Raw genomic sequence first — 23,315 nt, 5'->3', positions numbered from 1 at the left:
CAACTTGGGCAGTTTCGCTCCGGACCGCCGGCATCCGCTCACTGCTGTGACGACGGATGTCGCGGCCCGCATGAACTGCGTCAGACCCGTACGCGCCCGAACACCGTTCGCTCCAAAAACGCGTTGCGAAATTTCTGTGCCGGGTCGAGTCGGTCGGCGAGAGCACGGAAGTCGTTGAAGCGTCGGTAACGGGTGGCGAGCATCTCGGCATTCGCGTGAAAGAGTTTGCCCCAGTGCGGGCGCACTGCGAATGGCGCAAGAACGCCCTCCAGTACGGGCAGCAGCGCTTCAACGGCGGCCTGCTCGGGCTTCCAGGTGAAGTGCAGTGCCACGCCGGGCCGTTCGAAGTTCGGGCTGAGCCAGAGGTCGTCTGCCGCGACGCTACGAACCTCGCTGACCAGCAGCAGCGGCGCGATCCGGTCGGAGAGAGTGCGCAGCGCCTCGATTGCTGCGACGGCATGCTCGCGCGGCACGTGATACTCGCTCTGCAACTCCTCGCCGTTGCTCGGGGTGAAAGCCATCCGAAAGTGCGCCAGTCGCTCCGACCAGGGCCCGGCGACGCCGAACTGCTCCGTACAGTTGACCGCTGAAATACCGGGCAGCGGATGTCGCCCCAGAGTCGCCGCCGTTCCCCCGAAGAACTCGCCCGCGCCAGTAAAGTCGCCGCCCCGGCTTTTCACCCAGGCCTGATCCACGTTTTCGCCGAGCCAGTTGGTGAACAGGCTCACGCTGTAGGCGCTGCCCATCACGGCATCGAAATGCTGCAGCACTGCGCTCCACGACAGGTTCTCGTAGACGAACTGTTGCGCCTCAAACGTCGGCTGGATATCGAGCGTGACCCGGGTGACGATGCCGAGGGCGCCGAGCGCCACCACCATGCCGGCGAAGTCGGGAGTCGACCGATCAACCCGCAGCAGCCCCCCGGAGCCCGTGACGATCTCCAGGGCCGACACCGCGGTTGCGAGGCTGCCGTTGTGGTCGCCCGAGCCGTGCGTGCCGGTAGCGATAGCACCGGCCACGCTGATGTGCGGCAACGACGCGAGGTTGTGCAGGGCGTAGCCCTGCCGCTGCAGTTCGACGGCGAGCGTGCCGTAGGTCGTGCCGCCGGAAACCTCGACGCTCAGCAGGGTCGGGTCGATGACAATGGCATCGTCGACGCGGTCGAGTGCGAGCAGCATGCCGGGGGAATCCGCGATCGCATTGAAGGAGTGGCGCGAACCGAGGGCGCGCACCCGGGTCGCCGCGGCGACGAGTTGTTGCACCTCGTCGACGCTCTTCGGGTGCGCGACGGGTGCCGCGTAGCGGTAGTTACCGGCCCAATTGCGTTCGCTCTTCTGGTTCATTCGGACCACCTCATCGTATTTGGTGTTCAGGACAACATACCAGCCCAGTCAGGTCACCTTGGCACCATTGCACTCGGGTTCTGCAGCTGCGTGGCTGCGGCTGCGTGGCTGCGGCGAATTCAACAGTCCGGCTATTGACGACTGCATCCATCCCCGGTATATGTTTGACTAATCAACAAATCATCGACGAAGCTGAATCGGAAGTAGTGATATGACCCTGAGTGACGTGAGCCTGACCCCCACCCGCGACGACAAGTTCTCCTTCGGCCTCTGGACCGTCGGCTATAACGGCAGTGACCCGTTCGGTGGCCCGACGCGTCCCAAGCTCGACGTCGTCGATGCCGTCACCAACCTGGCCGAGCTCGGCGCCTACGGCCTGACCTTTCACGACGACGACCTGTTCGACTTCGGCTCGACGGATGCCGCGCGCCAGTCCCAGATCGACCGCCTCAAGCAGGCTCTCGCCGACACCGGACTGATCGTGCCGATGGTCACCACCAACCTGTTCAGCGCACCGGTCTTCAAGGACGGCGGCTTCACCTCCAACGATCGCGCGGTACGCCGGTTCGCCCTCCGTAAGGTGCTGCGCAACATCGACCTTGCCGCCGAGCTCGGCGCCAAGACCTTCGTCATGTGGGGCGGCCGCGAGGGCGCCGAGTATGACGCGGCCAAGGACATCCGTTCGGCGCTCGAGCGCTACCGCGAAGCCGTGAACCTGCTCGGTGACTACGTCACCGACAAGGGCTACGACATCCGCTTCGCCATTGAGCCCAAGCCCAACGAACCGCGCGGCGATATTCTGCTGCCGACGGTCGGCCACGCGATGGCGTTCATTGAAACCCTCGAGCGTCCCGAAATGGTCGGAGTGAACCCCGAGGTCGGGCACGAGCAGATGGCGGGGCTCAACTTCGCTGCCGGTATCGCCCAGGCGCTGTACCAGGGCAAGCTGTTCCACATCGACCTCAACGGTCAGCGCGGCATCAAGTATGACCAGGACCTCGTCTTCGGCCACGGCGACCTGCAGAACGCCTTCGCGCTCGTCGACCTGCTCGAAAACGGCGGCCCGAGCGGCGGCCAGGCCTACACCGGGCCGCGCCACTTCGACTACAAGCCGAGCCGTACCGAAGACGTCGCGGGAGTGTGGACGTCGGCCGCGGCCAACATGCGCACCTACCTGCTGCTCAAGCAGCGCGCGGCGGCGTTCCGCGCCGATCCCGAGGTGCAGGCGGCCCTCGCCGCGTCGAAGGTGCCTGACCTGTCGAACAACACCCTCGCATCCGGCGAAAGCTACGACGACCTGCTCGCCGACCGCAGTGCCTACGAAGACTTCGACACCGACGCGTACTTCGGTGGCAAGGGCTTCGGCTTCGTGCATCTGCAGCAGCTCGCCCTCGAACACCTGCTCGGTGCGCGCTAGCCCCACCGCACTCAAGCAGCTCATTCAGGCGATCCGCACGCGTTCGCTCCGCCCAGTCTCGAAAAATCGGGGCTGGGCGGCACCGGCAACCCCAATTTCCTGAATCAGCCACCTGCACTGCGCATAACTCCTGCAAATTGGCGACAGACCGCCCAGGCACCCACGCGAATACGCGGAAGTCGGTCGGCGGCCACTCAGATTGCAGGAGTTATGCCTCGTGATCCCTGCACGGGACGGGTCAGAACGCTGGCGTCAGAGGGCGAGCGACACGACCATGGCCTCGATGCGCTCGGGCGAGAGCGCGTGGTGGATGGCGAGCATGCTCGCACCCAGGATGGCGGCATTGGGCCCGGCGCTGGACTGGGTAATCTGCAGGTGCTGGGTAGCGAGCGGGTTGGAGCGCGAGTAAACGATCTCCCGCACGCCCGCGATCAGGTGTTCCCCAGCCTGTGCCATCGACCCGCCAAGCACGATGACCGAGGGATTGATCAAGTTGACACACATGGTGAGCACCTCCCCCATATCCCGTCCGGCCTGACGCACGGCCCGAATAGCCTCGAGGTTGCCCTGCTTCACGAGGTCGACCACGTGCTGGCTCGTTGTCACCGGCAGCCCTTGGGCGGCCAGTAATCGCGTGAGCGCCGCCCCGGAGGCCACGGCTTCGAGGCAGCCATCATTGCCGCAGCGGCACGGCACGCCCACGCCGCGGGCAATCTGCACGTGCCCGAGGTCGCCGGCAATGCCCTGCGCGCCGCGCTGCAGGTAGCCGCCCGAGATGACGCCGGCGCCAATGCCGGTGGCGACCTTCATGAAGATGAGGTGGTCCGTGCCCGACCAGGCGAATTCTCGTTCGCCGAGCGCCATGAGGTTCACGTCGTTGTCGACGAGCACGGGAACCTGAAAGTGCTGTTGCAGCCAGCCGGGAACATCGAAGCGGTCCCAGCCCGGCATGATCGGCGGGTTGATCGGCCGGCCGCTGGTGTGCTCAACCGGGCCGGGCAGGCCCACGCCGATCGCGAGCAGGTCGGCCGTTGACCGCCTGCTGTCGCTGAACAGCCGCGCACCGGCCTCGATGACCCAGTTCAACACGATCTCGGGTCCGTCCGAGATTTCCAGAAAGGTCGAGTCCTGCACGAGGCTTCGTCCACCCAGGTCGCTCAGCGCGATCCGAATATGGCTCGCGCCGATGTCCACGGCCAGCACGAATTTGTTGCCCGATTGCAGGGCGAACTGCGATGAGGGCCGGCCACCAGTGGAGGTGGCGTTGCCGGCCGGGCCGACGAGACCGAGGCGCGTGAGCGCGTCGACGCGCAGGGCTACGGTGGAGCGGGCCAGTCCGGAGAGGTCGGCGAGTTCCGTGCGCGTGCGCGGCTGACCATCACGCAACACCTGAAAAAGGTCACTCGCGCCGGCCGGACCGAGGGCGTTGACGTGACTTATGTCGACCATCAGGCAATTCAATCATACTAATCATTTGAACTTTGATACTTTCCGAGCGGATGCCGCCGCGGCGGCCTCGCAGGGCACCGCAGCACCACGACGGCGCCGTTCACCGCAGGCCAGCGCCAGGTCAGCGCCAGGGCAGCGCCGGGGACCCCGATCGGGGTGCCGAGTACGGCACGCCGGCGGCGGGCCGGGTGCGCCCCGTCTTCAGCAGCGACCGGTAGGTCATCGGCTGTCCGGCCACGGCGTACCCCATCAGGGCGTGGAAAAGCTGACCGCGACTGGTGGAGTGACGGCGATTAAACCGAAACACCCACTCGTCGACGTAGGCGGGCAAGTGCTCGGCGCTGACGGCGCCCTGCCGCGGCCCCATCAACCAGTGATTCGCCTGGAACACCACCCGGCGCACGGCGGGAAGCACTTCGCGAGTGGCGAAACCCGGCGCCACGGTCGGTCGGGCCAGGTGCAGGTACCGGTCCCGAATGAGCGCCGGAAAGGCCGACCAGTCGTGGGTCATGACGCGGCTGCCGGGCTCGATGGAATCCAGCATGAAGGCGGCCAGCTGCGCGGTCCCGGCGCTCGGGATTCGCGCTACCCGGGTTCGACCCAGACCGTCGGCACCTACTTCGACGGCAACCGCGAACAGCACACGACCCAGGGAACCCCGACCGGGGACCGACCCGCCAAGGTAGGACACGTCGACCTCCACGTTGCCGCGCAGGCGTTCCCGGCCCGGTTGCACCATGACCGAGCGGAAGCGGTGCAGCATGGCCCAGGCGGTTTGCAACGAGCCGAGCTCGGACTCCCGGTGCAGCTGGGTCGCCGACAGCCCGGCCTTGCTGTTCACGAGCAGCCACGCGGCACTGAACCACACCAGGAGCTCGGTGCGGGTGCCGTGAAAAATAGTTCCAGCTGTCACGGAAATTCGTTTGCCGCAGCCCGCGCACCGCCATCGCTGGTGCGCCTCGCGCCAGCCGTGCTCGTGCGCACAGTTCGGACACTGAAATCCGTGCGGCCATCGCAACCAGTCGAGATAGTCGAGGCACTTCCACTGTTCGTCGAACCACAGGCGCAGGTCGGCGTACGAGTTCGGGTAGGCAGGTTGTGCCGGCGTTGGCATACTCCCCACACTAGGGCACCGAACGCGAAACCCCATGAGGTCAAAAATAAGGGGGTTTGTAGTTCGGTGCCGTCGGGTGTACCCCCGGTGCGGCCTCCCGAGCCGGACATGATTTTCTGCGACGGCACCGAGCCGTAAATAGATGTTGGTTCTTCCGGTTATTCAAACACCGAAGTATTCCCATACCGTGGCGACACCGGCCCCGCTCACCTGAGAGTTGCGCCCTGATCTCAACGAGGAGAAACCAGATATGCGAACGAAGCACGGACTTCGACTGACTGCGGGGGCGGCGATGGCCACCCTTGTAGTCGCTGCCCTCACCGCGACGCCGGCACTGGCAGCCCCGGGGGACCAAGCGCCCCCGGGTACACCCGACACACCCACCCCGGCAGCTCCCGCGGACTCAAGCTTTCAGAAGGTCACCCTCGACGCCACGCCGGGCGAGCCGCTCGACCTGGCTGTGCTGCCCAACAACGACGTGCTGCACACCACCCGCGCCGGTGATATCTGGCTCAACGACGCGCAAACCGGACTCAACACCCTCGCCGCGTCACTCGAGGTGTACCAGCACGACGAAGAGGGGCTGCAGAGCATCGCCCTGGACCCGAAGTTCGGCACGACAGGAAATAACTGGATCTACCTGTACTACTCCGCACCGCTGAATACTCCGGTCGACGACCCCGCAACCGTTGGCGTGAACGAGGGCGACGCCCCGATCACCGGCTCGGCACAGGACTTCGCCCCGTTCAAGGGCTCGATCACCCTCTCGCGATTCCAATTCGACGGTGCCGTCTTCGACCTTGCGAGCGAGCAGAAGATCCTCGATGTCGACGTGGATCGCGGCATCTGCTGCCACGTGGGCGGAGACATCGTCTTCGACGCGGCCGGCAACCTCTACCTCTCCACCGGCGACGATTCGAACCCGTTCTCCTCCGACGGCTTCGTACCGATCGACGAGCGAATTGAGAGCAATCCCGCATTCGACGCCCAGCGCAGTGCAGCCAACACGAATGACCTGCGCGGCAAGATTCTGCGCATCACCCCGGGTGCCGAGGGCGGCTACACGATACCAAACGGCAACCTATTCGCCCCGGGCACCGATCTCACCCGCCCGGAAATCTACGTGATGGGCATGCGCAACCCGTTCCGCATTGAGCTCAACCAGAAGACCGGCGAGCTGTACGTTGGCGACTACTCCCCGGATTCCCGGACCGCCGATCCCCTGCGCGGCCCGGCCGGCACTGGCAAGTGGACGAGTATCACCGAAGCGGCAAACTACGGCTGGCCATACTGCGCCACCGCCGAGTTGCCGTATGTGGACTTCGACTTCACCACCGGCGTCTCCGGCGAAACGTTTGACTGCGCAGCTCCCGTGAACGACTCGCCACGCAACACCGGCCTGCGAGAGTTGCCTCCCGTTGCCCAGCCCGAAGTTTGGTACGGCTACGGGTTGTCCGCCGAGTTCCCGGAGCTCGAGACCGGTGGCATCGGTCCGATGGCCGGCCCCGCGTATGACTTCGACAAAAAGGCGTCGAAGGGTAAGGCATCCGTTGCCTGGCCCGAGTACTACGACGGCATGTCGATGATGTACGAGTGGACTCGCGACTACATCAAGGGCATGACCCTCACCGACGGTGAGCTGACGAAGATCGAAGCCGTCGTGGATTCGATCATCGTCGACAACCCGATCGACATGGAGTTCGGCCCCAACGGCGCACTCTACGTTCTCGAATACGGCGACGGGTACTTCGCGCAGAACCCCGGCGCGCAGCTCTCGCGCATCGACTTCGTGGGCGAAATGGGCAACCGCTCGCCCCTCCCTATGGCCTCGGCCACGCCGACCACTGGCGCCTCGCCGCTCACCGTGGAGTTCTCCAGTGCAGGCACCACCGATCCCGAAGGCGACAAGCTCAGCTACGCCTGGGACTTCGAGTCCGACGGGGTCGTCGACTCCCTCGAGCAGCACCCCACCCATACCTACGAGACGGATGGCGCCTTCACGGCTTCACTGCAGGTGACGGATTCCGGTGGCAAGGATCGAGGACGCTACGCCTCCGCAGAGGTGGAGATCGAGGTGGGCAACCAGGCTCCGGTCGTGACCTTCGTCACCCCCGCAGTGGGCCAGGACTTCCAATTCGGCGACACGGTGGCCTACGAAGTCCTGGTCACCGATGACCAGCCGGTGGACTGCTCGCTCGTGACCGTGACCTACATTCTGGGCCACGACTCGCACGGCCACCCGATCACCACCGCAGGCGGCTGCTCGGGAACCATCACCACCACGGTCCCCTCCGGCCACAACCCGGAGACCGATGACCTGTCCGGGGTCTTCAACGCCTCATACACGGATGCCGGCGGCGACTCCTCAGGACCGCTCACCGGCAGCGCCGAGGTTGCGCTGCGCTCGAACTAGTTCTGTCTCAGAAAAAACTACCCACGAAAGGTAATCACATGTGTTTCGGATTTGACGGAGCGAGAGAACTTAACAAATCGCTCGACGGCAGGAAAAATCTCAACCGCCGCAACTTTTTGCGCGGCGCACTGACGGCGGGAGCGGGGGCCGGCCTCGCCGTCGCCGGCGCAAACTCGGCCATGGCCGCCCCCGGCCTGAACTCTGCCAAAGCAGGCTTAGGAGGCAAGCCGGGTCAGGGTCGCAAGGTGCCGCCGGGGCTGATCAGCATCCAGCTGTACACGCTTCGGTCGATCATGAAGGGCGACGGCGTTGACGCTACCTTCGAAGCGCTCGCGGACTACGGATATACCAAGGTAGAACTTGCCGGTCTCTACGGCCGCACTCCGGCGGCCATGCGCGCCTACCTCGACGAGCTCGGCATCACGCCGAGCTCAAGCCACGACGGTATCAGCGGCTCGCCAGCGGCGTTGCAGTCCAAGATCGCCGGCGCAGTGACGCTGGGGCAGACATACCTGAATGTTCCCTATCTGGCCTCGAGCGTGGCCGACGACTGGCGCCTGTGGGCTGACCAGATGAACGCCGAGGCATCCGTTGCCCAGGCTGCGGGGATCAAGTACGGGTACCACAACCACGCCCACGAGTTCACGACCGACCTCGGTGGCGGGCTCACCCCGTGGGACATCTTCACGACCCGGCTCGACCCGAAACTCGTGCACCTCGAGGTGGACCTGTATTGGGCCGTGACGGGTGGAGTCGGTGTCGGAGCGCCTGACCCGGTGCAGTTCGCGATCGACGTGATCAAGGATGCCCCGCAGAAGGTGCTCGAGTACCACGTGAAGGACCGCGACGCGGCCGGCGGATTCGCCGATCTCGGCACCGGCACGATCGACTTCGCCCGCATCTTCGACGCCCACCCGGTGAAGCTGTATGCGGTCGAGAACGACCAGCCTGACGTGACCCCGCTGCAGAGCGCAGAAGTGGGTTACAACTACCTGCGGAACGTGCGCTTCTAGCCGCCACACACGACAACGGCGCCCCTGCGAGGGGGCGCCGTTGTCGTGTGTGCTCGGCGTTGCGGTGTGCTCGGTGTTGCGGCGTGCTCGGTGTTGCGGCGTGCTCGGCGGGTCAGCCGTTCACCGGGGCGCCCTGTTTCAGGCCGGCGAGCTGCAGAAGCAGGTCACGCACCTCGGTGGCGGCGATGCTGCCCCTGGCGGCCGCCGGGTCGGAGCAGAGCAATACGGGACCGTCGGCAGCACGCTCCGGCAGGCGCCCGTGAGAACCGCGTACGCAGGAGGGATCCAGCGGCACTACGTCCATGGCGTAGCGCAGCCCGACCTTCTTTTTTGCGAGGTTACGGGCGGCCCGCAGTTTGACGAAACGGTCGTCGGGGTCGAAAAATAGCTCGGCGGGATCGTAGCCGGGCTTCTTGTGAATCTCCACTCCCCGCGCGAAGTCGGGCGCCCGGGCGTCGTCGAGCCAGTAATAGTAGGTGAACCACGCCTGCTTCTGCGCTATGGCCACGAGCTCGCCGCTCCGCTCGTGGTCGAGGCCGTAGCGGGCCTGCCCTTCAGTGTCGAGCACCTCCTCCACGCCCGGCAGCGCTTCGAGCAGCGCGCGCACGCGCGGCACATCGGCGACGTCCTGCACATAGACGTGCGCGAGCTGGTGGTCGGCGACCGCGAATGCCCGGCTCGTCCAGGGGTCGAGCAGTTCTCCGCTCGCGTTCTGGTGCACCTCGAGTAAGCCTTCTCGGCGCAGCATGCGGTTCACGTCGACGGGCTGGTCGACGTTCGTGATGCCGTATTCGCTGAGTACCACGATGGTCACGCCGAGCCGGGCGGCATCGTCGAGCAGCGGCGCCAGCACCGCGTCGAGTTCTCGTGCGGCGTTGATGGAGCGCGGATCGTCGGGGCCGAAGCGTTGCAGGTCGTAGTCGAGGTGCGGCACGTAAACGAGCGTGAGGTCGTGCTGTGGCAGCACGTGCCGGGCCGCGCCCACGATCCAGCGCGAGGAGGCCAGGCCCGCGGTCGGTCCCCAGTAGGTGAAGAGTGGGAACGCTCCGAGCTTGGCCACGAGTGCGTCGTGCAGTTCGGGTGGACGGATGTAGGCATCCGGGCTCTTGCGTCCGTCGGCGTGATAGACGGGGCGCGGGGTGATCGTGACGTCGGTCGTGGCGCCCATGGCATACCACCAGCACACGTTCGCCACCCGGTAGCCGGGATTCGTGCGGCGGGCCGTCTCCCAGACCTTCTCGCCGCCGACCAGCCGATTGTGCTGGCGCCAGAGGTTGACCTCACCGATATCGCGCAGGTACCAGCCGTTGCCCACGATCCCGTGTTCGGCCGGCGTGAGCCCGGTGAGAAAGGTGGACTGCGCCGAGCACGTCACGGCGGGCAGTACGGTGCCGAGCTCGGCCGAAAAGCCGCTGGCCGCGACGCCCTGCAGGTGCGGCATCACCATGAGCAACCGCGGGGTGAGCCCGGCGACATCGATGACGAGCAACGGAGTGGGCCCGTTCTGCGTCTCGGCTGGAGGGCTGGTCATGCGCGGGCGCCCCGCATGATGGAGTTGCCGCCGAATTCGGCCGGCACCGCAGCATCCGTTGTGTCGCTTTGCTCATCGAGGTCGAGGCGACCACTCTGACCGAAGAACTCCACCGGGTTGCGCCAGAGGATGCGGTCGACATCGTCGTCGTCGAAACCGGCGGCGAGCATGGCCTCACCGGTATGCAGCGTGGTGAGAGGGTCGCTGCGCCCCCAGTCGGCGGCCGAGTTGACGAGCACGCGGTCGAGCCCCACGTCTTTCAACACGGCGACCATGCGGGTGGGGTCCATCTTGGTGTCGGGGTAGATGCTGAAGCCCATCCAGCAGCCGGAATCGACGACCTCGTGCACGGTGACCTCGTTGAGGTGGTCGACGACGACCATGCCGGGCGCGATGCCACTCTCCCGCACCACGTCGAGGGTGCGGCGGGTGCCGGCGACCTTGTCGCGGTGCGGGGTGTGCACGAGCGCGGGGAGTTCGTGGGCCACGGCGAGCGCGAGCTGGGCGGCGAAGGCGCGGTCTTCCTCCGGGGTCATCGAGTCGTACCCGAGTTCACCCACGGCGACGACGCCGTCCTTCTCGAGGTAACGCGGCAGAATGTCGAGCACGCCGGTCAGGCGCGGGTCGCCGGCCTCCTTGGGGTTGAGCCCGATCGTGCAGAAGTGGCGGATACCGAACTGGCTGGCCCGGAACGGTTCCCAACCGACCAGGGCGTCGAAGTAATCGATGAACGACGCGACACTCGACCGCGGCTGGCCGAGCCAGAAGGCCGGCTCGACGACCGCGCGCACCCCCGCCGCGTACATGGCCTCGTAGTCGGTGGTCGTGCGGGAACTCATGTGAATGTGCGGGTCCATGATGCGCATGTGTGGTCCTTATTCCTTATGGATGTGGTTGGCGGTCAGCAGTTCGCTGAGCAGGGCCATCGGGAGGTCCGTACGGTCCAGGCACTCGGGAAACGCGGCGACCACTGCGGTGATATCGGCGGGAATATCGCGACCGGCTGCGTTGCGTTCGTGGGCGAGGTCGACGAGCATCCGGGCGAGTTCGGCATCCTGGCGTGTGGTGAGATTCGCGATCACGAGCAAGGGAATACCCATGAAGACGCACTTGACGACGGCGTGGCGGTACGCCTCGAGGCCGAGGTGGTGCGCGCCATACGGTTGCAGGGCAGCGGCGATCAGGCGCACATCATTGGTACGGAGCGCGTCCTCGACGAGTGTCAGGAGTTTCGAACCGATGCCAGAACCGGGCGAAACGTTGGGATCATCGAGCGGGTGCAGCCCGCGCAGCACTCCGCGTTTCTCGCCGGCATCGCCGTGACGATACAGGTCATCCAGAAGATCGACGCGGGCCGCACCGGCGAGTGCGCCCAGAAGTACGCCGCGAGCCGCATCGTCGACGGTGCCGTAGCGCAGGCCCTGCACATCATCGTGCCGGAGTGGGGCGCGCCCACAGCGCCGGGACACCGCTGGGAAGTACCGAGTGATCGCTGCCGGATGATGCTCAACGTCGACCCGTGCAGATTCCAGCCAGAGCGAACCGGCGTCGGTCAGGTGGTCGTGCAAGGCGGTGCCGCTCACTGGTGCGCCCCCGTGGTCTGGGGCGTTGCGACGCTCATGTGGCTGACACCCTCCGGGTGAGGCGCCGGCCAAGCGGCAACAGGGCTGCGACGGCCAGGCCGGTGCCCACTGCACCGGACCGCGCGATCAGCGCCGCCTGCAGGCCGATCGTGCCGATGACCGAGGCTCCGACCGCTCGGCGCACGTCGGCGGCGGCGCGTGTGTTCCGAGCGCGGAGTTGGGCAGGGGCAACGGTGCCGAGGTAGACGGTCGCGAGGGCGGCCCCGACGACCCGGGGCAGCCATTTGTTATCAGGTTGCCGAACTCGGCCGAAAGCGGCCATCACAGCGGCGCCGGTCGTGCCCACGACGGCCAGGGTACCCACCACGCCGCTCTCGGATCCGTGCACTTCGTCGCGACTGAGGGTGGTGGTGCCGAGGGTGTGGGTGAACACGGTGAGCGCCGCCGGCAGTGCTGCCGGTACCGAACCGGCGCCGAGCAGCACGTCGAGCAATCGGGTGGCCGCCATCGAGACCGGGCCGAACGGGGTGGATTTGAACACCAGGTCGTAGGCCCAGACGCTTGCGGCCAGTGGGAGCGCGACCGCGAGGGCCCGCCGTCCGCCGCTCAACGCGGCAATGCCGACGCCGGCCGTGGTGAGAACGATCGCCACAGCGAGGGCCTCGGCGGGTGTCACATCGCCGGCCGGAATCGGTCGTTCCGGGCGCTCCACCGCGTCAAGTGCCCGGTCGGCGTAATCGTTTAGTGCCATGCCCGCCCAGTAGATGAGGGTCGAGCACAGCGGAAGCAGAACGGTGTGCGGGCCGAGGGAGCGGCCGGAGGCAGCGGCCCCCGCCAGCGTATCGCCGGGCGCGGTGAGTGCTGCGGGGAGGCGCACGAGACGGGCGAAGGCATCCGGGGTCATCATGCGCGGCTCATGCCGACTGCCCGGCAAAGACGCGGCTGTCGGCGCGGCTGAGCATCTCTGTCATCGCCGTGAACACGGCCTCTTCCGGATGTTCGGCGAGCCGGTACGACCGCCAGCCGATGTGTTTGTCGGGGCGCACGAGCACGACACCGTCCTCGGCCACCTCGCGCAGCCTGGCCCAGTCGAAGTACAGGTCGGTGACGGGCTGACCAGGGCCGATGATCACGGTTTCGAGCTTGACGCCGAGCCGCTCACCGACGCGCGCCGCGGCCTCCGCCCAGGCTGATCCGGTGATGCCGGTGATGAGCGTGAACTGCGAGAAGGGGGCGAGATCGTGGGTCGAGATCTTGTGCACGCTGTCCCCTACCCAGGCGTGCGGCAGGCGCGATCCCGGCACGGTCGAGGCCTGGTAGTACAGTTCGGGATCGCGCTCGGGTTCCCGGCGTCGCGAGCCGTCGCCGACGATGGCGGTCGATTCATAGAACTGCCCGACCTCAACGCCGTGGGCATTGAACTCGTAGTCCTTGACCTCCATAGCGGCCTGGATGGCCTGCCGTTTGGCTGCGCCCGCCGGGGTGTTCGCCTTGCGTTCCTCGATCATCTCGATCATCTCCGATTCGGTGCGCGCCGTGGTCACGCCGAGCGCGTCGAACAGTTGGCCGAACTCGCGGGCCGACTTGTTCGCGCGCAGTACGATCTGCCTGGCCACCGGGGCGCGCTCCGTGGAATAAGTTTCCAGCAGGTCGGGGCCCGCTGTACCGGCGAGCACGGCGGCAAGCTTCCAGGCCAGGTTGTACGAATCCTGAATGGAGGTGTTCGACCCCAACCCATTGCTCGGCGGATGCTTGTGCACCGCGTCTCCCACGCAGAACACCCTCCCCCGCTGCAGCCTCGTGGCGTACTGGGCGTTGTTGCCCCACAGCGACGTTCCGGTGATCTCCACCTCGAGGTCGGGGAGGCCGAGCAGGTTCCGCACGATCTGCGTAGCGGCGGCCTCATCAATCACGGGCGCTTCTTGCGAGATGTCGTAACCCCACACCACAAGCCACTCGTTCCACGGCCGGATCATGCGCACCAGGCCCGTGCCGATACCGCCGATGTTGGACCCGGGTTGCACCACCCAATAGAGCACCGAGGGGCGATGCTCGACGAAGGGCGTGATGTCGGCGGTGAAGGTGATGTTCATCGATCCGGCGATATCCATCTCCCCCTCCATCGGCAGGTCGATATCGGCAGCGACCTGGGACCGTGCTCCGTCGGCGCCGATCAGATACTTCGCACGGATGCTGAACTCGGCTCCCGTGAGCCGGTCCAGTACGCGCACGCTCACCCCCTCCGCATCCTGCACGTGGGAGAGATACTCCGTCGAGAACCTGGTTTGGGTTCCCCGCGTCGTGGCGTTCTTCACCAGGATCGGCTCGAGGTAAGTCTGCGGAATGTCACAGGTGCTGGCCGGTGAGGCCAGTTCGTAGTCCGCGTGGCGGGCTGGGTGCGTACCGAAGGTGAGGATGCGGCCGAGTTCCTCGCCGGCAATCGATGTGCAGAACACCGTGTCACCCATCAGCTCGTTCGGTGTCGACTCGGCCCGCACCGCGTCGTCAATGCCGACGTCGCGAAAGATCTCCATCGTGCGCTGGTTGGTGATGTGGGCGCGCGGCGTGTTCGCCGTCCACCGGTACTTGGTGATCATCATGTTGGCGACGCCGAGAGTGGAGAGGAACAGTGCCGCGGCGGATCCGGCCGGGCCCGACCCGACGATCAGCACCTCCGTCTCGACCTGGGCGCCGTGCGGCAGGGCGGTCTCGGCGATTCCATCATCGAAGACGACCGGCGTCCTGCTGCCCGGTCCGGTCACTTGCTGCGGCTGCCGCGGGAGGCGAAACGCTGTTGCAACAGCACGGCGGCCACGATGATGACGCCCTTCGCCACGTTCTGCACCGAGGTCGAAAGGTTGTTCTGGGTGAAGACGTTGGTGAGCGTGCTGAAAATGAGAATCCCGAGCACGGATCCCACGATGGTGCCGCGGCCGCCGATCAGCAGCGTACCGCCCACCACGACGGCGGCGATCACGTCGAGTTCGAGGAGCGTGCCGTGAGTCGAGGTACCAACCGTGGTGCGGCCGAGGAACATCACCCCGGCGATGCCGGCGGTGAGGCCCGAGAGCATGTAGACGTACACCATGTGGCGCTTCACCTTGATGCCGGCGAGGCGGCTCGCTTCCGCATTGCCGCCGACGGCCACTGTCCGTCGACCGAAGGTGGTGCGGTTGAGCAGCACCCAGCCCGCCGCCGCCACGACCACGAAGATCCAGATCAAGATCGGCACCCCGAGCAGGTCGGCGCGGAAGAAATCCAGGAATCCCTGGTTGTTCACGATCTGCGTCGACCGGTTCGAGATGAGTTCGGCCAGGCCGCGCGCGCCCACGAGCATGGCGAGCGTCGCCATGAAGGCCACGACGCCGCCGTACGCAATCACCACGCCGTTCACGAAGCCGGCCAGGGTACCGACGGCCAGCGCGACCACGACGATCAGCAGCCAGGACGACTGGGCGGAGGCGAGCTGCACCGCGGTGAGGCTCGCCACCACGCTCGACAGGCCCACCACCGAACCCACCGACAGGTCGATGCCCCCGGCCGTGATCACGAAGGTCATTCCGACGCAGACCACGCCGACGATCGAGGCGAAGCGGATGATGGTGACGAAGTTGTCGAAGCTGGCGAACCGGTCGCCCGCCGTGAGGGTTCCCACCAGGAACAGCAGCGCGAAGGCGATGACCAGCCCGAGGTTGCGGCCCACCGAGCCGCCCAGCGCCCGTTTCAGGCGTCCGGGCGGGGCTACGTGTGTCTGCGGGATCGGCGGGGCCGCCTGGGTGATTTGCTCGCTCATGCGGCACTTCCTCTCATGACCAGATCGAGCACACCGGGCTCGTCGATTTCGTTGGAATTGGTAGTGGTGAGAACCTCGCCGTCGCTGATGACCAGCACGCGGTCGGCCAGGCCGAGCACCTCGTCGATCTCGCTCGACACCACGATGATGGCGGTTCCGGCTTCGGCGAGACGCCGAATGAGACCGTAGATCTCGGCGCGGGCACCGACGTCCACTCCTCGGGTCGGTTCGTCGAGCAGGAGCACCGCGGTACCGTGCACAAGCCAGCGGGCGAGCAGGATTTTCTGCTGGTTTCCACCCGAGAGCGTTCGCGTCACCAGGTCGGGATCGGCCGGCCGTAGCTCGAGCGCTTCGATCTGCTCCCGCGCGGCTTGGCGCTCGCGCCGCTCGTTGAGGAACCCGCCGCGGGCGAAGCGCCCGAACGACGACAGCGTGACATTCTTGAAGATTGGTTCGTCGAGGATCAGCCCCTGGCTCTTGCGTTCTTCGGGAGACAGCCCGATGCCCGCGCCCACCGCGGCCTCAACCGAGCCGGCGCGCAGGACGGTGCCGTTCACGGTCACGGTGCCGCTCGTGCTCCGGCGAGCGCCGTAAATCGCCTCCAGAATTTCGGAGCGGCCCGATCCCACGAGCCCGGCGAGCCCCACGACCTCCCCCGCCCGCACCTCGAGGGAGACATTGCTGAACACGCCGCGCACTCCGAGCCGGTCGCAGGCCAGCACCACCGGCGCATCCGCTGCGATCGGCGTGGCGGCCGGAAAAATGTTGGTCACGTCGCGGCCTGTCATCAGACGGATGAGTTCGGGAGTAGACGTGTCGGCCACGCTCAAGCCGTTGGCCGTGCTCTTGCCGTCCTTGATCACGGTGATGCGGTCGCCGATGCGTCGAATTTCGGCGAGTCGATGGGAGATGTAGACCACGGCGATGCCCTGGGCGGTGAGCTCGGCGACGACGCGGAACAGATTCTCCACCTCCTGGGAATCGAGCACCGCACTGGGTTCGTCCATGATGATCAGCCGTGTGTCCCGGCTGAGCGCCCGGGCCATGCTCACGATCTGCTTGTTCGCCGCCGAGAGCTGGCCGACCTCCATGCGCGGCGAGATTTCGCCGTGACCGAGGCGGGAGAGGATTTGCTCGGTTCGGGCATTGGCCGAAGCTACGTGAAGCAACCCGCCCGTGGCTTGCTCGTGGCCGAGAAAGACGTTCTCCGCGATCGTGAGGCCGTCGACCACGTCGAGTTCCTGGTACATGGTGGCGATGCCGAGTTCGAGGGCGGCCACCGGGCCACCGATGGTGACCGGGTTACCCTGCCAGAAGATCTCACCGGAGTCGGGCTGGTAGGCACCGGACAGCGTCTTGATGAGGGTGGATTTTCCCGCGCCGTTCTGGCCGAGCACGCAGTGCACCTCGCCGGGTCGCACGACGAGATCGACGCCTTGGAGGGCCTTTACGCCGGCAAAACTCTTTCTCAGCCCGCGCACTTCGAGTAATGGTGCGAAATGGTCGACAGTGATCATGCGGAAAATCTAACACAACGATGGCACTTACGTCGATCAACAGCAATAAGTTGCATGCGAACCGTCATCATCTGCTATCGTTCAACTCGTCAGCGTCGACCACACCTCAACTGATCGACAATTGCTCCGCATCCGTCGCTGGCCGCCATCACAGCGCCATTCCTACTACCGCAGCAATTACCGAGCCAGAGGGAAACACATGCTTGCACCACGCACTGTCCGTCGCAGAATTCTTTTCGCCGCCGGCACCTCGCTGGCCGTCGTCGGCCTCATCACCGGTTGCACCGCGGGCGGCGCAACCACGAACGCCCAGCCCACGAACGCGAGCGTCGAGGGCAACGAAGCCCAGGGCGACAGCATCACCATCGGCTATTCGGGCCCAGCCTCCGACCACGGCTGGCTCGGCGCGATCAACAACGCGGCGATCGCCGAAGCGGCAAAGTACCCCGACATCGACCTCGATATCGCCGAGGGAACCGACGATGCCAACCTGCAGATCAGCCAGGTCGAAACCTTCATCAACGATAAAGTCGATGCCATCGTGCTGCTGCCCACCGACGGCGCCGCACTGACGCAGGTGGCCATCCGCGCCATGGAGGCCGGCATCCCGGTGATCAACGTGGACCGGGAATTTTCGAGCACCTTCGCCGCCCGCGCCACCATCCTCGGCGACAACTACGGAATGGGCGTCAGCGCCGGCACCTACATCTGCGAGGAACTCGGCGATAACCCCGACGCCGTGGTCGCCGAGATCGCCGGCATCGATTCCCTCCCGCTCACCCAGGAACGCAGCGCCGGCTTCGCGAAGGCGCTCTCCGATTGCGGACTGTCCGTCACCAACCGCGTCTCCGCCAACTTCACCGTGGCGGGCGGCGAGGCCACCACGAGCCAGTTGCTCGCCGCCGCCCCGAAGATCGACGCGCTTTGGAACCACGACGATGATCAGGGAATCGGCGTGCTTGCGGCCATCGACGCCGCCGGACGCGACGAGTTCATCATGGTCGGCGGCGCCGGATCCGCTAACGCCATGCGCCTGATCCAGGCCGGCGACAGCGTGATGAAGGCCACCGTGGTGTATCCGTCCACCCAGGCAGCCGACGGCATCCGCCTGGCCCGCCTGCTCGTGCAGGAGAAAGCCATGAGCGACCTCGTCGAGGTGGAGATCCCCAGCCGGATCGTGCTGAACGCCCCCGTGGTGACCAGTGAGAACGTGGAGAAGTACCTGCCGACCGCCTTCGAGTCCTAAGCACCACAGGCGCGTTTCACGGGGAGCACGCGAGTCGTGCTCCCCGTGACCATCAACAGGAAAAGAGTTCACATGAGCGCACCGCTTCGCGTCGCACTGATCGGCCACGGGTTCATGGGCGCCGCGCACTCCCAAGGCTGGCGCGTCGCCCCCCGCTTCTTCGACCTGGCAGCGCAGCCCGAGATGAGTGTTCTCGTGGGGCGCGACGCCGCTCGCGCCAACGAGGCCGCTAAACGCTGGGGCTGGGCCGAATCCTCCACCGACTGGCGGACCGTGATCGACCGGCCGGATATCGACGTGATCGACATCGTCACCCCGGGCACCTCGCACGCCGAGATCGCGATCGCCGCCCTCGACGCCGGCAAACATGTAATGTGCGAAAAACCACTCGCGAACACGGTTGCCGAGGCCGAGGCGATGACGGATGCCGCCGCTCGCGCCTTCGACCTGGGCGTGTATGCCATGGTCGGGTTCACCTATCGGCGAATCCCGGCAGCCACACTCGCCCGCGATTTTGTCGCCGCCGGCAAGATCGGCGATATTCGCCAGGTGCGGGTGAACTACCTGCAGGATTGGCTCGTCGACCCGCAGTCCCCGCTCACCTGGCGCCTGCAGAAGGAGCTCGCCGGCTCCGGGGCGCTTGGCGATATCGGCGCCCACGCCATCGATCTCGCCCAGTTCATCACCGGCCAACGGCTCGTGAGCGTTTCGGGCATCATCGAGACGATCGTGGCCGAACGCCCGCTTCTGGGCCTCCGGCAGGGACTCTCGGGTACGGGCACCACCGAGCATGGTCCCGTGACGGTCGACGATCTGGCCCTGTTCACGGGTCGGTTCGAGGGCGGCGCGCTGGGCAGCTTCGAGGCCACGCGTTTCAGCACCGGACGCAAGAATTCCTTCCGCATCGAGGTGGCCGGCTCCTTGGGCGCGATCTCGTTCGACCTGGAAGACCTCAACGCCCTGAGCTTCTTCGACGGCACCACCGCGAACGGCCAGCAGGGGTTCACCAAAATTCTGGTCACCGAGCCGCAGCATCCGTATCTGGCCGCCTGGTGGCCCCCCGGGCATACGCTCGGCTACGAGCACGGTTTCACCCATCAGGCCAGGGACTTCGTCGAGGCCGTCGCGGCCGGCGTGCAACCGACCCCGTCGTTCGCCGACGGCTTGCAGGTCCAGCAGGTGCTCGCTGCCGTGGAGGCCAGTTCCGACAATGGAAGCGCCTGGACGCCCACCCTCGCACGCGTACTCACCTCACAGAAATAGGAGAACTCATGCCCCGCCCAATCACCCTGTTCACCGGCCAGTGGGCCGACCTTCCCTTCGAAGAAGTAGCGCGGCTCGCTTCCGGCTGGGGCTACGACGGGCTGGAGATCGCGTGTTGGGGCGACCATCTCGACCCGAATCGGTGGAACGACGCGGACTATGTCGCCGGCAAGCTGGCCGTGCTCGAGAAGTACGACCTGAAGGTGTGGGCCATCTCCAATCACCTCAAAGGCCAGGCCGTCTGCGACGATCCGATCGACCAGCGGCACCGCGATATCCTGCCCGACTCGATCTGGGGCGACGGCGATGCGGAGGGCGTGCGCCAGCGCGCCGCCGAGGAGATGAAGAACACCGCCCGGCTCGCCGCGAAGCTCGGCGTGAAAACGGTCATCGGGTTTACCGGCTCATCGATCTGGAAGTACGTGGCCATGTTCCCGCCGGTGTCGCAAGAACTCATTGATGCCGGCTACCAGGACTTCGCCGACCGGTGGAACCCAATTCTCGACGTGTTCGACGAGGTCGGCGTGCGCTTCGCCCATGAGGTACACCCGAGTGAGATCGCCTTCGATTATTGGACGACGGTGCGCACCCTCGAAGCCATCGGGCACCGACCCGCGTTCGGCCTGAACTGGGACCCGAGCCACTTCGTCTGGCAAGACCTCGACCCGGTCAGCTTTCTCTGGGACTTTCAAGACCGCATCTACCACGTCGACTGCAAAGACACGAAGAAGCGCCTGCATAATGGTCGAAACGGCCGCCTCGGCTCGCTGCTGGCCTGGGCCGACCCTCGCCGCGGCTGGGATTTCATCTCGACCGGCCACGGCGACGTGCCGTGGGCAGACAGCTTCCGCATGCTCAACACCATCGGCTACGACGGTCCGCTCTCGGTGGAGTGGGAGGACGCCGGCATGGATCGACTGGTCGGCGCACCCGAAGCGCTCGCCTTCGTGCGGGCGCTCGCTTTCGACGCGCCGACGGATGCCTTCGATGCGGCGTTCAGCACGCGCCGCTGACCAGCCGAATCCGCACTGCGCACTGCGCACTGGCCGACCTTCTGCTGTACTCTGCCCGCATCCGAACGGGCAGAGCACAGCTCCCAGTCAGCTTTCAGCCAGTTGGAACCGGACCGTTAGGCGGGGCCGCTAACGTCGTAGGCAACGGCCGCTCCGGCGGCATTGCATCGAACGAATGGTGAACTCCCGCATGAGCACTTCCGGTCAGGCCCGTCCGCCGAAGAAAGACCGCCGCGAGGAAGCCCGCGAACATGCTCGACTGCTGCGGGTCGAACAAGCCAAACGGACTAAGCGCCGTCGCCTCTTCCTACGCGGCGGCATCGGTATCGGCCTGCTCGCCGTCGTCACCATCGTGACCCTCGCCATCGTGAACAACGTGAATGCCCCTGCAGCATCGGGCCCGGCCAACATGGCCAGCGATGGCATCCTGCTCGGCAGCGACGGCGCCACGGTCTCCGCCGCCACGACGGTCGCCCTCGCCGCCGACGCCGATCCCATCGCGACCGACCAGACCGCCCTGACCGACACGGCCAATATTGTGCTGTACCTCGACTACCTGTGCCCGATCTGTGGCAACTTCGAGGCCACCAACGGCAAGCAGATCACCGACTGGGTGACCGCCGGCAATGCCACGGTCGAAATCCACCCGATCTCGATTCTCGACCGCCTCTCGTCGGGCACCAAGTACGCCACGCGAGCCGCGAATGCGGCCGCCTGCGTGGCCGACTACGACCCCAACAACTTTCTGGCGTTCAATACGGCAATGTTCGCCGGTCAACCCTCCGAGAATTCAAGCGGCCGCACGAACGCCGAACTTGTAAGCCTCGCCCAGGGATCCGGGGTGACGTCCAGCGGTGTCGCCAGCTGCATCACCGACCAAACCTATGCCGGCTGGGTCGAAGCGTCGACGCAGCGTGCGCTCGCGGGGCCGATCCCCAACTCCGACATTGAAAATATCAAGGGAACACCCACAGTGCTGGTGAACGGCGTGAGCTACACCGGCTCGTTTTCCGACCCCGCCGCCTTCGAAGCATTTGTCACCGCACAGCTGACCGCTGCGCCCGCCAAGTAGCCGCGCGCGTTGTGATGAGCGATTCTGACGAAACGGCCCCAGCGGAAATGGGCGTGACGGGAATGGGCGTGCCGACCGTGTACGGGGCGGTTCTCGATGCGGCGACCCGCTGCATCCACTATCACTCGGAGCGCGACATCGTGGCGATCAAATTTGCCTGCTGCCGACGGTATTACCCGTGCTTCCAGTGCCACGACGAGGCCGTGCGGCGCGAACCCACACCGCACACGACCCGGCGGTGGCCGCACGTCCAGTGGACGGAGCTCGCAATCTTGTGCGGTGCATGCCAGCGCCAGCTCAGCATCTTCGAGTATCACCGAGTCGATCGCTGCCCGCACTGCAGTGCCGAATTCAATCCCGGCTGCCGACTGCACGCCCACCTGTACTTCGACGAGCCCCAATGAGCATTCACCTTCGCTCCACGTTCCGGGGCGTGTACGCCGGCCCCGCCGTGCTAGCCCGGCCCGAGCCCGAGCCCGAGCCCAAGCCAGAGGCCGAGCGCGGCAGCGGCCACGGACACCCCGAGCATGCCGATTCCATGCAGTAACGCCGCCCGGTAACGGCGCGCCTGGATTAGCCGCACGGTTTCGAAGCTGGCCGTGCTGAAGGTCGTGTAGCCGCCCAGCAGACCGGCACCGAGCACGAGGCTCCACTCAGGAGCGAGCAGGTGGTTCATTGCCAGGCCGGTAACGAGCCCGAGCAGCAGCGAGCCGCCCACGTTGATGATCATCGTTCCGAACGGGAACGCGTCACCCAGCCGGGATCGCACGACGCCGTCGAGAAGGAACCGGGCGGCCGCGCCCGCGCCGCCGGCCGCGGCGATTGCCAGGAACAGGAGAGGAGTCATGCGGTCTCCTCCCCAGCGACTGCGGGGCCGTCGTGCGTGCGCCGGTGCAGCGCCGCACCGATCAGGATGCCGAGCCAGGTGGCGACGCCACCGAACAGAACGGAACCAAGGCCATAGGCAATGGCCACTCCGGTCGCACCATCCTGCAGCAAAAAAGCGCTGTCGGTTGCAAGGGCGCTGTAGGTGGTGAATCCGCCGAGCAGTCCGGTGCCAAGCAGCAGGCGCACGGTGCGGCGGCGGCCATCGTCGGTTCCGCGACGCGCGAGGGCCTCGAGGAGCAGCCCGAGCAGCAAGGCACCGAGCAGGTTGATGCCGAGGGTGGTCAGCGGCAGTCGAGCCCCGGCGGCGAGATCAACGGGGGGCAGCGCGAGTGTGACTACCTCGCGGAGCGCGGTGCCCACAGTTCCGCCGAGAAAGACGAGGCCGAGGTAACCCCAACGCCGGTGCACGGCGCCCGGCGTGATCGTGTCGATGGTTCACCTGCCTCATCGTTGCTGGTTCCGTCACACTCAGCGGGAACCATTGGCCCCGGCCAAGTCGAGCGGATGCTCCGACGAGATCGGGCGCCGTGGCCAGAATACAGGTCCTTTTCGGCACGCTTTCACGGCAGCGCGGCACGGCAGCGGTTCGGCAGCGCGGCACGGCAGCGCGGCGCGGCAGCGGTTCGGCAGCGCGGCACGGCAGCGCGGCACGGCAGCGCG

General features: G+C 66.2%; 20 protein-coding genes and 1 pseudogene. 8 read left to right on the top strand and 13 right to left on the bottom strand.

Annotated elements, in window-relative coordinates:
• Positions 1-80: 80 nt before the first annotated feature.
• Entirely contained in the window at positions 81-1,343 is a 1,263-nt protein-coding gene (locus E3T38_RS00750) for an FAD-binding protein (protein ID WP_134545549.1), read from the bottom strand.
• Between the two features lie 211 nt (positions 1,344-1,554).
• Here E3T38_RS00750 and xylA point away from each other — a divergent pair, with 211 nt between their 5' ends.
• Complete coding sequence (gene xylA / locus E3T38_RS00745) at positions 1,555-2,760, top strand: xylose isomerase (protein WP_104196039.1); 1,206 nt, start codon at positions 1,555-1,557, stop codon at positions 2,758-2,760.
• A 252-nt stretch (positions 2,761-3,012) separates the two neighbouring features.
• Here the strand turns inward: xylA and E3T38_RS00740 are convergent, their stop codons facing one another.
• The 3 genes and pseudogenes from E3T38_RS00740 to E3T38_RS17380 all read right to left on the bottom strand — a co-directional run.
• Positions 3,013-4,209 (bottom strand): ROK family transcriptional regulator, encoded by a 1,197-nt coding sequence (locus tag E3T38_RS00740; protein ID WP_174775198.1) that lies wholly within the window; start codon positions 4,207-4,209, stop codon positions 3,013-3,015.
• 121 nt (positions 4,210-4,330) lie between these two features.
• Positions 4,331-5,122 carry an IS1595 family transposase gene (locus E3T38_RS00735; protein WP_241984224.1) on the bottom strand — a complete coding sequence of 264 codons (792 nt, stop codon included), beginning with the start codon at positions 5,120-5,122 and terminating at the stop codon, positions 4,331-4,333.
• 21 nt (positions 5,123-5,143) lie between these two features.
• A pseudogene (locus E3T38_RS17380) lies at positions 5,144-5,323 on the bottom strand (transposase); the annotation flags it as partial.
• Positions 5,324-5,573: 250 nt separating this feature from the next.
• Between E3T38_RS17380 and E3T38_RS00730 the strand changes: the two are divergent.
• Entirely contained in the window at positions 5,574-7,736 is a 2,163-nt protein-coding gene (locus E3T38_RS00730; RefSeq protein WP_134545547.1) for a PQQ-dependent sugar dehydrogenase, read from the top strand.
• A gap of 38 nt (positions 7,737-7,774) precedes the next feature.
• A complete protein-coding gene (locus tag E3T38_RS00725) occupies positions 7,775-8,749 on the top strand; it encodes a sugar phosphate isomerase/epimerase (RefSeq protein WP_134545546.1) in 975 nt (324 codons plus the stop codon).
• A gap of 112 nt (positions 8,750-8,861) precedes the next feature.
• Here the strand turns inward: E3T38_RS00725 and E3T38_RS00720 are convergent, their stop codons facing one another.
• From E3T38_RS00720 to E3T38_RS00690, 7 genes are read right to left on the bottom strand one after another with little or no spacing between them, the layout of a single operon-like run.
• On the bottom strand, positions 8,862-10,280 hold the full coding sequence (locus E3T38_RS00720; RefSeq protein ID WP_134545545.1) for an alkaline phosphatase family protein: 1,419 nt from the start codon (positions 10,278-10,280) through the stop codon (positions 8,862-8,864).
• Positions 10,277-11,146, bottom strand: coding sequence for a TatD family hydrolase (locus E3T38_RS00715; protein WP_134545544.1), 870 nt, complete (start codon positions 11,144-11,146; stop codon positions 10,277-10,279). The genes E3T38_RS00720 and E3T38_RS00715 overlap by 4 nt, the downstream gene beginning before the upstream one ends.
• Before the next feature lie 9 nt (positions 11,147-11,155).
• Complete coding sequence (locus E3T38_RS00710) at positions 11,156-11,863, bottom strand: EboA domain-containing protein (RefSeq protein ID WP_174775197.1); 708 nt, start codon at positions 11,861-11,863, stop codon at positions 11,156-11,158.
• A 34-nt stretch (positions 11,864-11,897) separates the two neighbouring features.
• Entirely contained in the window at positions 11,898-12,770 is an 873-nt protein-coding gene (locus E3T38_RS00705; RefSeq protein ID WP_241984223.1) for an SCO3242 family prenyltransferase, read from the bottom strand.
• 7 nt (positions 12,771-12,777) lie between these two features.
• Entirely contained in the window at positions 12,778-14,625 is a 1,848-nt protein-coding gene (locus tag E3T38_RS00700; RefSeq protein WP_134545543.1) for an FAD-dependent monooxygenase, read from the bottom strand.
• Entirely contained in the window at positions 14,622-15,656 is a 1,035-nt protein-coding gene (locus E3T38_RS00695; RefSeq protein WP_134545542.1) for an ABC transporter permease, read from the bottom strand. The genes E3T38_RS00700 and E3T38_RS00695 overlap by 4 nt, the downstream gene beginning before the upstream one ends.
• A complete protein-coding gene (locus tag E3T38_RS00690; protein WP_174775196.1) occupies positions 15,653-17,173 on the bottom strand; it encodes a sugar ABC transporter ATP-binding protein in 1,521 nt (506 codons plus the stop codon). The genes E3T38_RS00695 and E3T38_RS00690 overlap by 4 nt, the downstream gene beginning before the upstream one ends.
• Positions 17,174-17,372: 199 nt before the next feature.
• On the opposite strand from E3T38_RS00690, the gene E3T38_RS00685 reads away from it, so the two are divergent.
• The 5 genes from E3T38_RS00685 to E3T38_RS00665 all read left to right on the top strand — a co-directional run bounded on the left by E3T38_RS00685 (position 17,373) and on the right by E3T38_RS00665 (position 22,171).
• On the top strand, positions 17,373-18,419 hold the full coding sequence (locus tag E3T38_RS00685) for a substrate-binding domain-containing protein (protein ID WP_134545541.1): 1,047 nt from the start codon (positions 17,373-17,375) through the stop codon (positions 18,417-18,419).
• Positions 18,420-18,491: 72 nt separating this feature from the next.
• Positions 18,492-19,682: a Gfo/Idh/MocA family protein gene (locus E3T38_RS00680; RefSeq protein ID WP_174775195.1), complete on the top strand. Its 1,191-nt coding sequence runs from the start codon at positions 18,492-18,494 to the stop codon at positions 19,680-19,682.
• An 8-nt stretch (positions 19,683-19,690) separates the two neighbouring features.
• Complete coding sequence (locus tag E3T38_RS00675; RefSeq protein ID WP_134545540.1) at positions 19,691-20,695, top strand: sugar phosphate isomerase/epimerase; 1,005 nt, start codon at positions 19,691-19,693, stop codon at positions 20,693-20,695.
• 190 nt (positions 20,696-20,885) lie between these two features.
• The gene (locus E3T38_RS00670; RefSeq protein WP_166805362.1) at positions 20,886-21,767 is read left to right on the top strand and encodes a thioredoxin domain-containing protein; all 882 of its coding nucleotides are present in this window, start codon (positions 20,886-20,888) and stop codon (positions 21,765-21,767) included.
• A gap of 62 nt (positions 21,768-21,829) precedes the next feature.
• On the top strand, positions 21,830-22,171 hold the full coding sequence (locus E3T38_RS00665) for a CHY zinc finger protein (RefSeq protein ID WP_198417279.1): 342 nt from the start codon (positions 21,830-21,832) through the stop codon (positions 22,169-22,171).
• Positions 22,172-22,221: 50 nt separating this feature from the next.
• Here E3T38_RS00665 and crcB read toward each other — a convergent pair whose 3' ends face one another.
• Both crcB and E3T38_RS00655 read right to left on the bottom strand, forming a co-directional pair.
• Positions 22,222-22,614, bottom strand: a complete 393-nt coding sequence (gene crcB, locus E3T38_RS00660) for a fluoride efflux transporter CrcB (protein ID WP_134545538.1) — start codon at positions 22,612-22,614, stop codon at positions 22,222-22,224.
• Positions 22,611-23,063 carry a CrcB family protein gene (locus E3T38_RS00655; RefSeq protein WP_134545537.1) on the bottom strand — a complete coding sequence of 151 codons (453 nt, stop codon included), beginning with the start codon at positions 23,061-23,063 and terminating at the stop codon, positions 22,611-22,613. The genes crcB and E3T38_RS00655 overlap by 4 nt, the downstream gene beginning before the upstream one ends.
• Positions 23,064-23,315 lie beyond the last annotated feature (252 nt).

Origin of the sequence: Cryobacterium sp. Hb1 (genome assembly GCF_004403585.1) — a bacterium.
Classification (GTDB): Bacteria; Actinomycetota; Actinomycetes; order Actinomycetales; family Microbacteriaceae; genus Cryobacterium; species Cryobacterium lyxosi.
Note: the sequence above shows the minus strand (reverse complement) of the source record. Positions and strands in the feature narration are given on the sequence as shown.

Coding starts and splice junctions, on each gene's coding strand:
- E3T38_RS00750 (WP_134545549.1), bottom strand. CDS start 1,343: ATGAACCAGAAGAGCGAACGCAATTGGGCCGGTAACTACCGCTACGCG.
- xylA (WP_104196039.1), top strand. CDS start 1,555: ATGACCCTGAGTGACGTGAGCCTGACCCCCACCCGCGACGACAAGTTC.
- E3T38_RS00740 (WP_174775198.1), bottom strand. CDS start 4,209: ATGGTCGACATAAGTCACGTCAACGCCCTCGGTCCGGCCGGCGCGAGT.
- E3T38_RS00730 (WP_134545547.1), top strand. CDS start 5,574: ATGCGAACGAAGCACGGACTTCGACTGACTGCGGGGGCGGCGATGGCC.
- E3T38_RS00725 (WP_134545546.1), top strand. CDS start 7,775: ATGTGTTTCGGATTTGACGGAGCGAGAGAACTTAACAAATCGCTCGAC.
- E3T38_RS00720 (WP_134545545.1), bottom strand. CDS start 10,280: ATGACCAGCCCTCCAGCCGAGACGCAGAACGGGCCCACTCCGTTGCTC.
- E3T38_RS00715 (WP_134545544.1), bottom strand. CDS start 11,146: ATGCGCATCATGGACCCGCACATTCACATGAGTTCCCGCACGACCACC.
- E3T38_RS00705 (WP_241984223.1), bottom strand. CDS start 12,770: ATGATGACCCCGGATGCCTTCGCCCGTCTCGTGCGCCTCCCCGCAGCA.
- E3T38_RS00695 (WP_134545542.1), bottom strand. CDS start 15,656: ATGAGCGAGCAAATCACCCAGGCGGCCCCGCCGATCCCGCAGACACAC.
- E3T38_RS00690 (WP_174775196.1), bottom strand. CDS start 17,173: ATGATCACTGTCGACCATTTCGCACCATTACTCGAAGTGCGCGGGCTG.
- E3T38_RS00685 (WP_134545541.1), top strand. CDS start 17,373: ATGCTTGCACCACGCACTGTCCGTCGCAGAATTCTTTTCGCCGCCGGC.
- E3T38_RS00680 (WP_174775195.1), top strand. CDS start 18,492: ATGAGCGCACCGCTTCGCGTCGCACTGATCGGCCACGGGTTCATGGGC.
- E3T38_RS00675 (WP_134545540.1), top strand. CDS start 19,691: ATGCCCCGCCCAATCACCCTGTTCACCGGCCAGTGGGCCGACCTTCCC.
- E3T38_RS00670 (WP_166805362.1), top strand. CDS start 20,886: ATGAGCACTTCCGGTCAGGCCCGTCCGCCGAAGAAAGACCGCCGCGAG.
- E3T38_RS00665 (WP_198417279.1), top strand. CDS start 21,830: ATGGGCGTGCCGACCGTGTACGGGGCGGTTCTCGATGCGGCGACCCGC.
- crcB (WP_134545538.1), bottom strand. CDS start 22,614: ATGACTCCTCTCCTGTTCCTGGCAATCGCCGCGGCCGGCGGCGCGGGC.